Raw genomic sequence first — 9,312 nt, forward strand, 5'->3', positions numbered from 1 at the left:
GATCTCACCGGCATTGACCCGGAGATCGCCTGATGCAAGGACGACCCGGGCCGTGTCACCGGCACCCCCGAAGAGTGCAACGCCGCCCCGTGCTGCAACGGATGAGGCCAGAGCCGAGAGTTCCTTCTGTGGCAGGTCAACCCGCTTGATGACAACGTTGACCCCGCCCACGACCTCTGCGATCAGCGCCTGTGTCTCCAGGTCCACCATCTTCGAGTTCATCCGCTCGACCTCTTTTTTCAGGTCCTTCCATTCGGTGAAGAACCGGGTCACGGTTGCCGGCAGGTTCTCGTACTGGACGGAGAGGGTTTCAGCCGAGGCCGCAATGATCTGCTCGAGGTGCTGCATGTAGTACACTGCGGCAACGCCGGCGGCAAACTCGATGCGCTCGATGCCGTCCTGGATGTGCTCGACCCGGATGATCTTGACAACCCCGACCTCTCCGGTGCTCCGGCAGTGGGTACCGGCGCAGGCCTCGATGTCGCCTGCGACCTTGACAACACGGATCTCCCGGCCCGGGGGGACGCCGCCCTGGTATAAGCCAAACCCGTACTTCTGTTCTGCCTTGCCGCGGTCCTCAATGGAAATCTCGACCGGCTGGCTTGTCATGATCATACGGTTTGCAGCGATCTCAATCCTGCGGAGTTCATCGGGAGTGATATGCTTGAAGTGACGGATATCGATACGGGAACTCTCCGCGCCTTTCTGGGCGCCAGCCTGGTGGATGTGTGCGCCGAGCACCTCCTTTGCAGCATGGAGGATGATGTGGGTTGCCGTGTGGTGGCGCATCAAGGACCAGCGCCGCTCCTCGTCCACCATCCCCTTCGCCCGCTCGCCGCGCCGGAGGACGCCGCCCGCGATATGGTGGAGGACGACCTCGCCGACTTTCACAACACTGTCAACCTGGACCATGCTGTCGGAACTCACAAGCGTCCCGGTATCCGAGGGCTGGCCTCCGCCCTCGGGGTAGAAGAGGGTCTGGTCGAGAACGGCATACTCGTCAAAGAAGTCGAGCACGACCGCCTCGAACTCGATGTCCGAGGGCTGCTCGTAATAGAGTTTCTTGGTGGGCGGGAGGGCACGGACCCGCTCTGCATATTTCCCGGTCTTGTCCTCTTCCTCCTCTACCGGCTTGGACTCAGAATGCATGTCTGCAACAATGGAGTAGAAGTTGTCGGGGAGGTCGACGACGGCGCCTTCCTTTGCTGCAATCTCTTTCACCATCTCGGGCTGGATGCCGTGCGAATCGTAGAGGGTCATGACCTCGGCAAGGGGCACCCGCTGGCTCTTGGCCTTGTAGGTCTTTGCTACCTTCTGGACGATCCGCGTACCGCGTTCGAGAGTTGCCGCGTACTTCTCGGTCTCGCGGTCCAGGATCTCGCGGACAACCGCGATGTCCTGCTCGAACCGCCGGTTGCTCATAATCCGGGTCTGCTGCTCGATCAGGTCGGCAAGGGGCTCGGTGATCTTCAGGTCGTTCATCAGCCGCAGGGTCCGGCGGATGACGAGCCGCGCAAGGTAGCCTTCCCGCACATTGGATGGCACAATGCAGTCGCCGAGCATGTAGGCAAGGCAGCGGGTGTGGTCGCAGATCGCGTACGCTTTCTCGACCGGGGTGATCATCTTGTCCAGCTTGTCGGGGGAGATATCGATGGCCGCCGCCACTTTCTTTCGTAAGTTGAAGAGGTTCGTGCCCGAGATGTCCATGAGACCGGCATATTTTGCATTGAGGGCAAGGATCTTGGCATAGTCCTTGTTGCCGAGCATGTGGTCGAGCCCGGCAAGTCCCATGACGTGACTGACCATCTCCGGGAATACCGCGTCGTAGATGGTTGGGGAGCCCTTCGATGCCCAGACAAAACGTTCGAGACCGTACCCGGTGTCGACGATCCGGAGTTTCATCGGGTAATACATCTCGCCGTTGAGCTCGTACCCTTTATCGCCGGTCTTCTGCCGGCCAAGGCTCATGAACACCAGCGTCGCGACTTCGAGGCCGCCAATCAGGACTTCTACGCTCGGGCCCGCGTTGCCGCCGCCGATCCACGGGTTCTCCTTGTAGGTGACTTTCGTGATGTCACCGCCAATCGAGGCGATGAACTGGTCGCAGAGCTCGACCGTCCGGTCCTTCCAGTAGATCTCCTCGGTCGGCGTGTTGAAGGCGTGGTGGGCCATCATCTCGAAGGTGGTGAGGTGCCGCCCGGATTTGCCCACGGAGTCCAGGTCGTTCAACCGGATGCAGGGCTGCGAGATCGTGAGCGGGTTTGCCGGTGGGGGCACGACACCGCTTGTCACGAACGGCTGGAAGTCGGCAATGGACGCGATTGTTAAGTAGATGTCGTCCCGCCACCGTGCCGCAACCGGGTACCGGTCAATCCGGGTGTGCCCCTGCTTCTCAAAAAACGAGAGGTATGCCTCGCGCATGGTGTCGAGGGTGTGGGGTTTGAAGATCGGGTTGCCGATGAAATTATAGGGTTCGCAGGGAGCGTCCCCGCAAATCTCCCGTGAGGGATCGCGGGTCCAGAATGCCGAGCCGCAGGCCTTGCAGGTCTTGCGGACGAACCCCTGGGACTTGAAATAATCGAGCTGGTATTCCTCTTCGAGCATGTCTAAACCACGTATCGTCTGTACTGTTGACTGCAAACGCTAATGTAGGTTTTGTTCTGGGCCAGTGTTGACGGGTTTGATCTGGTCCTGGTACCACGTATCAACCGTCCGGTAGGAACCCGCCGCTTCCGCGATCCGTACAGCGAGCAGGTGCCAGCAGGTCCTGCCCCGGTACAGGAAATCGCTGCATGTGCAGAAGTCGTCCTCAACTATATAACTGGACGTCCGGCCTTCCACGACAAAAAAGTCCAGGTACTTCACGACCTTGCCTTCGTCAATTGCGGCCAGCGCCTTTGTTCCCCGGGTGCCAAATGCTTCTTCGATCTCACACCGCAGCGCCGGGTCAAGTTCTTTCTTCTCAGAAAGGCGCTGCCAGATCCTGTCAGCCATCATGGCACTGTTTTCAGCCGGGGCTCATCCTCGATATACTGCCATCCGCGCCGGGAAGCAAGCCGCCGCATGGCTGGTGCTTCGAGTGCATAGTGCGTTGCCTCGATGCAGGGAAGCGGGCTTGAGCGCATCACGGAATGCTTCAGTTCGGCCGAGAGAACAGCCTCGGCTCCTTTCTCCTGTGCCTCATGAAGAAACGCCGGATCGAACCCGCTGCCTGCAATGACCGCGAGACGCCGGATCGTTCCGGCCTCCCCCCAGATCCGGAGCGGGCAGCCGAGACGCCGGGATATCTCAGCAGGGGTGATGGTACAGGTCCCGACAAGGCCGAGCGTGAGCGGGACTGTGTCCGAAAGCGAGAGGAGTTCTGCCAGCGCATTGTTCACACCCTCTGGTGCATGGTCAAAGTTCGTGTGCATGACCCAGACATTCATTTGTGCTGAAAGGACGTCTCTCATCAGGGTGGCGACCGGCCCGGTCAGCGCAGTCAGGGGAGCCCAGAGCGGCGTGTGGTGCACCACGAGCATTCCGGCATTCAGCCGTATAGCCTCGTTCACGACCGCTGGCGTTGCATCAAGAGCGCAACAGACCACATCGAACTCCGGCGCCCCCTCAACAATGAGCCCGATCTTTCCCTCATCGAAGTCCTCGGCAAGGTCGGGCGGCGCAAGCCGCTCCATCTCCTGAATGAAGACCTTCACATCCATACAGGATCATCGCCGTTCCGGCATTAAAGGGCATTTATTACTAATGGTAATAGCAATCAGTTTAAATATGCATTAAAGCATATTTTGAGGTATGCACAAGACTATCGGCCAGATCAATGAACGCATCCGCGAGGGCAGTGCCCGGGTCGTCACCGCTGAGGAGATGCCCGGCATTGTTGCCGAACTCGGGGAGGAGGGGGCACTCAAGGAGGTTGACGTTGTCACAACGGGGACCTTTGGGGCCATGTGCTCGTCCGGCGCGTTCCTCAACTTCGGCCATGCCGAACCGCCCATACGGATGGAGCGGATCTGGCTGAACAATGTCGAAGCCTACGGGGGGCTTGCGGCCGTGGACACCTACATTGGCGCAACGCAGCAGTCAGATACCCTCCAGGCCGAGTACGGCGGTGCACATGTCATCGAGGACCTGGTTGCCGGAAAATCCGTGGAGCTCCGTGCAAGCTCGCACGGCACCGACTGCTACCCGCGGCGAACGATCACAACCGAGCTGCTGCTGGAGAACCTGAACCAGGCAATCATGTGCAACCCGCGGAACGCATACCAGCGCTATAATGCGGCGACAAATACGACGGACCGCGCCCTCCATACGTACATGGGAACGCTCCTTCCGGGCTCCGGCAATGTCACGTACTCCGGTGCGGGGGTCTTAAACCCGCTCTCAAACGACCCGAAGCTCCGGCTGATCGGTAGTGGCGTCCCGATCTTCCTTTGCGGTGCACCGGGCATGGTGATCGGCGAAGGTACCCAGCACTCCCCTGCGGGTGGATTCGGGACCCTCATGGTGACCGGGGACATGAAGCAGATGTCGCAGGAATACCTGCGGGCAGCAACCATGACCGGATATGGTGTGACCCTCTACGTGGGTCTTGGTGTCCCGCTGCCGGTCCTTGACCTCGATGTTGTCCGGGCAACCGCTGTCCGCGACGAGGACATCTCGGTCGATATCCTTGACTATGGTGTCCCGAGCCGTTCGCGCCCGACCGTCAGGACGGCAACCTATGCAGAGCTCCGGTCCGGTTCCGTGGAAATTAACGGCGAGGAGATCCGTACCTCCCCGCTGTCCAGTTTCCGCCGTGCACGCAAAGTCGCGCTTGAGCTGAAACAGTGGGTCGAGAGCGGGAAGATGCCACTTGCCCTGCCGGCCCGTGCCATCGATCCAATCAAGCAGAATAAACCCATGCACCAGTCAAAGAAAGGCCCCCGCGTGCTGGATATCATGGACCGTTCCGTTATCACGATTGGCGAGACCGAGGAGATCCGGACCGCGGCAAAGAAACTCCTTAAGGGAGAAACCAATCACCTGCCCGTGGTCAACGAGAAGGGGATACTTGTCGGCATTGTCACCACATTCGATGTCTCGAAGGCGGTGGCGAATCCTGGCAAGGCCCATCTTGTCAGGGACATCATGAAGACGAAAGTGATCACGGCCGCTCCGGATGAATCGGTGGACATCGCCATCCAGAAACTGGAGCAGAACAATATCAGCGCCCTGCCAGTCATTGACAGCGACCACCGGGTCATCGCGCTTCTCACGGCGATTCACCTTGGAAAGCTGCTGGGCGGGAGGTGGCTGAAATGAAGCTGCTGGTAACCTTTTCGCGGGGAAAGGGCAGGAAGCCCATCATTGCCCAGGTGGTTCGGGACACTGGCGTCCTGATCAATGTCGAACGGGCGAATATCGACTCATCCGAGGGCGAAGCGCTCATCGATGTGCCGGATGAACAGTGCCAGCTTGTCCGCGACTCGATGTCCGGCCTCGGGGCGAAGGTGCGCATCCTTGAGCACGGGATCATCTACAACGAGAGTGAATGCGTGGACTGCGGGGCATGCATCAGCATCTGCCCCCGCGAGGTCTTCTGTTTCGATGCGGACTGGAAGCTGCAGTACGCCGATGAGAAGTGCATCCTCTGCGGCAAGTGCATCGATGCCTGCCCGCACCGGGCGCTGAACCTTCCGCTATGATCCGGGTCCCGTTCCGGTTCCGGCAGACGTTCGCAACGATCCTCGCGGATGAGCCGGCGTATGCGGAAGCAGCGAAGGCCGGGATCCTTGCAGCCCGGCAGGATCTTGAGGCATACATTGCCCGCGATCCATTTTTTGCAGCAACGTTCGATCCGTATACTCCTGACTGCGATGATCGGGTTATTGTACGGATGGCGGAAGCTGGACGGAAGGCCGGTGTCGGCCCGATGGCCGCAGTTGCCGGGGCGATTGCGTGGGCTGGCGTCGAGGCAATGCGGGAAGCTGGTGCTTCTTTTGGCGTGATTGATAATGGGGGTGATATTGCCCTCTTTTCCAATCGCATGGTTCGTGTCGGTGTCCATGCGGGGGAAGCAGCCCTCTCGGACCGGATCGCATTTGTCATCCCCCCTCAGGACAGGATACTGGGGATATGCACCTCTTCGGCAACGGTAGGTCCGTCCATCTCGTTTGGTATTGCCGATGCCGTTACGATCTTTTCCCTTGATGTCGCGCTTGCAGATGCCTGGGCTACATCGGTCTGTAACCAGATCCGGCCGAACGACATATCTGTTCTTGACCGCGTTGACCCGGCAGAAGTTACCGGGATCTTTGCAATAATGGGAGAGAAGACGGTGACATGGGGGGCTGTGCCTCCTGTTGTACCCGCTGTTGTGGACGAGCAACTGATCAGTGCCGGGGACCGGTAACCACTTCCCGCGCTGCAGGATAAAAACAGTTTACCGGCCAAACCGCTTGTATCGTTTGTGTGCTTCCTCGATTGTCATCACAGCAAGAATGTTGATAGAGCCACCTGGTGCCACATCGAAGAATGCAGTATACGAATGGGCGATATGCATCCGGCAATGCCCGTTTTTCAGCAGCTCGACATCCGGGGCGGTATGGGGGTCTTCGAGTTTAAGCAGGTGAGTCTTGATAAGCCTCCGGTCCTTCTCCGGCAGGCTGTTAATGTACTGCAGAGCCCGTTTTTCGATGTTGACGTTCACGCTGGACTCCGTGCTTGATCGCTGCATATTCTGGATCGTCATCAAGTGAGACAAACTCCCCGTCGCGGGCAATAGTGTCCAGGTGGGTTATGAAGTCCTGGCGCCTGCGATCCTGCAATACCCGTTCGATTACATCACCATACCGTTCGCCGGGTTCCCTGATGGACATCAGCGCCTGTTTTGTATCGTACGAGACCAGGACTTTTTCTGTGAGGGGGGGAGTATCTTTCTTCATGGCTCTTCCTTTTTGGACAAAAAATACCTTTTGTCCTATTCAGCCATAAATCTGTGTATGCAATACCCGATTACCACAAGAGACTGGTGACCCGCCGAAGAAATTGATACAGTACGGGAAAATGCAAAAAAGGAATCATCGGATTATGCGGTGACTTATTGGTATTCCGGCCTGTCCATCACTTCCCGTCCCTGCCCGTACGCGGTCTTCCCGGTGAACGTCGCGACTGCCTTGTCCCCGTCATGGATAATAATCACCGGCACGGATTCATGAACGACAAAGTACATCTCCAGCAGGTCGGTCTCCTCGATCAGCAGGCCGGTTTTCAGTGATGAGGCCGGCTCCAGGTCCATCCGCTCCCGCGTGAGGATATCCGGCTCAGTGCGGAAGAACCAGTAAAAGGCCTGGTACGCGTTGAGCAGGTCGGAGACCAAGAGCTCGTTCCGGCTCGCTTCATCAACCCCGTCCAGTTTTTGTACAATGCAGGGCACGTCATCGTCGCATTCGTCAAGGATGGCATCAACGATATCGACAAGTTCCTGGTATGCTCTCCCGGTTATCCCTGCATCCATGGAAACAGGTATGCCCCGGGAATTGAAATAAGCGGCGGGCAATCATACCTGTGCACCGGCTTTTGCTTTTTTAACGTAACCCTTATTCCGATCCGCGGGATATGAATACAGGTGAAACAAGAGGATGCTGACTGGCTGGTCTACCACCAGATCCCGCCATCAGAGCCGATCACCGTCTCTGACCTGACCACCCGGTGCGGGCTTGAAACATCGGTGACGGAGGACTGCCTTCTGCGTCTCGAGCGATACTGCCTCATTGAGCGGACCGGCGCGAACGTGCGGATGCTCACGTTCGGGGAAGCCCTCATCAAAAACCAGTTCAAATACGAAGAAGATCTGCCGTTTGTCATCGAGAACGGTGTCATTAAGGAACGGAGGAAGTGAGATGCCGGAAAAAGATGTTGTCATCCTCAGGATTGGTCACCGTCCCGAACGCGACCAGCGGGTTACCACTCATGTCGGCCTTACCGGCCGTGCGCTGGGGGCACGGGGCATGTACCTCGCGGCGTCCGACAAGGGCGTTGTGCAGAGCATCGCAGATGTGACCGAACGCTGGGGCGGGGAGTATTTCTGCGAGGACAATGTGAAGTGGCGCTCGTGCATCAAGGAGTGGAAGGCTGACGGGGGGATTGTTGTCCACCTCACGATGTACGGCCTGAACCTGCCGGACGTCATCGGGGAGATCCGGCCGAATAACAAGACCCTCGTGATCGTCGGGGCCGAGAAGGTACCGGGCGAGATCTACGGCCTTGCGGACTACAACGTAGCCGTCACCGGCCAGCCCCATTCGGAGATCTCAAGCCTTGCGCTCTTCCTCGACCATCTCTTTGCCGGCACGGAACTGAAGAACGAGTTCCCCGGTGCGCAGATACGCATCATCCCCTCGAAGGCCGGCAAACAGACGGAGGAGTTGTGAAAGGGCGGGTGCTCATTGCCGGGTTTGCGACCCGGCACGTTGCACAGTCCGCGTTCCGTGCAGGGTATGAGGTCTGCACCGTAGACCATTTCTGCGACCAGGATCTTGTCTGGTGCACGAAAGACCGGGAAAAGTTCGAGGACCTTGCGGATCTCCCGGATGCCATTGACCGGATCTGCCGCCGGCATTCTTTTGACTATTTTATTCCTACCTCAGGCGCAGAGCTTCTGCCTGTCCCTGTATCCCTGATGGGGACCTCCCATGCGGCTGTCCGCCACCTGATGGACAAGCTCGACACCCAGTACTTCTTCGATTCCCTTGCTGTTCCGGCACCCCGGATCCTTCCTGGTGGCGAATATCCCGCCATGGTCAAGCCCCGGACCGGTGCCGGCGGCTGGCGGAATGCTGTCATCCACAATGACACAGAGATGTCCGCGTGGCGGGAGTTGTACGAGGATGTGCCGCATATCCGGCAGGAGATCGTGAAGGGGGATGCTGCAAGCGTCTGCTGCATTGCCACCGGTTCAGCGGCCATGGCCGTGACCACGAACGAACAGGTCCTGCGGGGCGGAGACGGGGAGTTCGCGTTCGGGTTCTCCGGGTCCATCACGCCCTGCAACCACCCGCTTGCGGGAGAGATGGCAACACTCGCGGAACGCATTGCAGCAGCAAGCGGCGGTGTCGGCACCATCGGGGTTGATTTCGTTATCGGTGACAACGGGCCGGTAGCGATTGAAGTGAACCCCCGATTCCAGGGAACGGTCGATACCGTGGAGATGGCCTGCGGGTGCAGCCTTTTCGATCTCCACATGGACGCTTGCCGGGGCATTCTCCCTCAGGTGCGGCCGCAGGCCGGGCAGGTTGCCGCCCGGATGATCCGTTTTGCAGACCGGGCCAGTGC

At 58.9% G+C, this 9,312-nt stretch carries 12 protein-coding genes; 6 read left to right on the plus strand and 6 right to left on the minus strand.

The window, feature by feature from the left end:
• From alaS to CW742_RS02940, 3 genes are all read right to left on the minus strand, one after another.
• The coding region (gene alaS, locus CW742_RS02930; RefSeq protein ID WP_292416215.1) for an alanine--tRNA ligase at window positions 1-2,604 on the minus strand (2,604 nt) is incomplete at its 3' end.
• Window positions 2,605-2,643: 39 nt separating this feature from the next.
• Complete coding sequence (locus CW742_RS02935) at window positions 2,644-2,997, minus strand: SWIM zinc finger family protein (protein ID WP_292416217.1); 354 nt, start codon at window positions 2,995-2,997, stop codon at window positions 2,644-2,646.
• A complete protein-coding gene (locus CW742_RS02940; RefSeq protein WP_292416219.1) occupies window positions 2,994-3,701 on the minus strand; it encodes a Nif3-like dinuclear metal center hexameric protein in 708 nt (235 codons plus the stop codon). Before CW742_RS02940 ends, CW742_RS02935 begins: the two co-directional genes overlap by 4 nt.
• 91 nt (window positions 3,702-3,792) lie before the next feature.
• Here CW742_RS02940 and CW742_RS02945 point away from each other — a divergent pair, with 91 nt between their 5' ends.
• The 3 genes from CW742_RS02945 to CW742_RS02955 are packed head-to-tail and all read left to right on the plus strand — an operon-like array spanning window position 3,793 to window position 6,391.
• Window positions 3,793-5,301 carry a homocysteine biosynthesis protein gene (locus tag CW742_RS02945; RefSeq protein ID WP_292416221.1) on the plus strand — a complete coding sequence of 503 codons (1,509 nt, stop codon included), beginning with the start codon at window positions 3,793-3,795 and terminating at the stop codon, window positions 5,299-5,301.
• Window positions 5,298-5,684, plus strand: coding sequence for a 4Fe-4S binding protein (locus CW742_RS02950; protein WP_292416222.1), 387 nt, complete (start codon window positions 5,298-5,300; stop codon window positions 5,682-5,684). Before CW742_RS02945 ends, CW742_RS02950 begins: the two co-directional genes overlap by 4 nt.
• Window positions 5,681-6,391, plus strand: a complete 711-nt coding sequence (locus tag CW742_RS02955) for a UPF0280 family protein (protein WP_292416225.1) — start codon at window positions 5,681-5,683, stop codon at window positions 6,389-6,391. The genes CW742_RS02950 and CW742_RS02955 overlap by 4 nt, the downstream gene beginning before the upstream one ends.
• 30 nt (window positions 6,392-6,421) lie before the next feature.
• On the opposite strand, the gene CW742_RS02960 is transcribed toward CW742_RS02955, so the two are convergent.
• The 3 genes from CW742_RS02960 to CW742_RS02970 all read right to left on the minus strand — a co-directional run bounded on the left by CW742_RS02960 (window position 6,422) and on the right by CW742_RS02970 (window position 7,495).
• On the minus strand, window positions 6,422-6,715 hold the full coding sequence (locus CW742_RS02960) for a hypothetical protein (protein ID WP_292416227.1): 294 nt from the start codon (window positions 6,713-6,715) through the stop codon (window positions 6,422-6,424).
• Window positions 6,648-6,923: a hypothetical protein gene (locus CW742_RS02965; RefSeq protein ID WP_292416229.1), complete on the minus strand. Its 276-nt coding sequence runs from the start codon at window positions 6,921-6,923 to the stop codon at window positions 6,648-6,650. Before CW742_RS02965 ends, CW742_RS02960 begins: the two co-directional genes overlap by 68 nt.
• Window positions 6,924-7,078: 155 nt before the next feature.
• Window positions 7,079-7,495 carry a hypothetical protein gene (locus CW742_RS02970; RefSeq protein WP_292416232.1) on the minus strand — a complete coding sequence of 139 codons (417 nt, stop codon included), beginning with the start codon at window positions 7,493-7,495 and terminating at the stop codon, window positions 7,079-7,081.
• Between the two features lie 111 nt (window positions 7,496-7,606).
• On the opposite strand from CW742_RS02970, the gene CW742_RS02975 reads away from it, so the two are divergent.
• The 3 genes from CW742_RS02975 to CW742_RS02985 form a co-directional block, all read left to right on the plus strand.
• The gene (locus tag CW742_RS02975) at window positions 7,607-7,879 is read left to right on the plus strand and encodes a MarR family transcriptional regulator (protein ID WP_292416234.1); all 273 of its coding nucleotides are present in this window, start codon (window positions 7,607-7,609) and stop codon (window positions 7,877-7,879) included.
• 1 nt (window position 7,880) lies between these two features.
• Window positions 7,881-8,411 (plus strand): tRNA (cytidine(56)-2'-O)-methyltransferase, encoded by a 531-nt coding sequence (locus CW742_RS02980; protein ID WP_292416236.1) that lies wholly within the window; start codon window positions 7,881-7,883, stop codon window positions 8,409-8,411.
• The coding region (locus tag CW742_RS02985; protein ID WP_292416238.1) for an ATP-grasp domain-containing protein at window positions 8,408-9,312 on the plus strand (905 nt) is incomplete at its 3' end. The genes CW742_RS02980 and CW742_RS02985, both read left to right, overlap by 4 nt.

This window comes from Methanoregula sp. (genome assembly GCF_002835825.1).
Taxonomy (GTDB): domain Archaea; phylum Halobacteriota; class Methanomicrobia; order Methanomicrobiales; family Methanospirillaceae; genus Methanoregula.

What these genes read in the sequence shown, in the direction of transcription:
- CW742_RS02955 (WP_292416225.1), top strand. Translation starts at nt 5,681, where the DNA reads ATGATCCGGGTCCCGTTCCGGTTCCGGCAGACGTTCGCAACGATCCTC.
- CW742_RS02950 (WP_292416222.1), top strand. Translation starts at nt 5,298, where the DNA reads ATGAAGCTGCTGGTAACCTTTTCGCGGGGAAAGGGCAGGAAGCCCATC.
- CW742_RS02970 (WP_292416232.1), bottom strand. Translation starts at nt 7,495, where the DNA reads ATGGATGCAGGGATAACCGGGAGAGCATACCAGGAACTTGTCGATATC.
- CW742_RS02960 (WP_292416227.1), bottom strand. Translation starts at nt 6,715, where the DNA reads ATGCAGCGATCAAGCACGGAGTCCAGCGTGAACGTCAACATCGAAAAA.
- CW742_RS02935 (WP_292416217.1), bottom strand. Translation starts at nt 2,997, where the DNA reads ATGATGGCTGACAGGATCTGGCAGCGCCTTTCTGAGAAGAAAGAACTT.
- CW742_RS02945 (WP_292416221.1), top strand. Translation starts at nt 3,793, where the DNA reads ATGCACAAGACTATCGGCCAGATCAATGAACGCATCCGCGAGGGCAGT.
- CW742_RS02980 (WP_292416236.1), top strand. Translation starts at nt 7,881, where the DNA reads ATGCCGGAAAAAGATGTTGTCATCCTCAGGATTGGTCACCGTCCCGAA.
- CW742_RS02965 (WP_292416229.1), bottom strand. Translation starts at nt 6,923, where the DNA reads ATGAAGAAAGATACTCCCCCCCTCACAGAAAAAGTCCTGGTCTCGTAC.
- CW742_RS02940 (WP_292416219.1), bottom strand. Translation starts at nt 3,701, where the DNA reads ATGGATGTGAAGGTCTTCATTCAGGAGATGGAGCGGCTTGCGCCGCCC.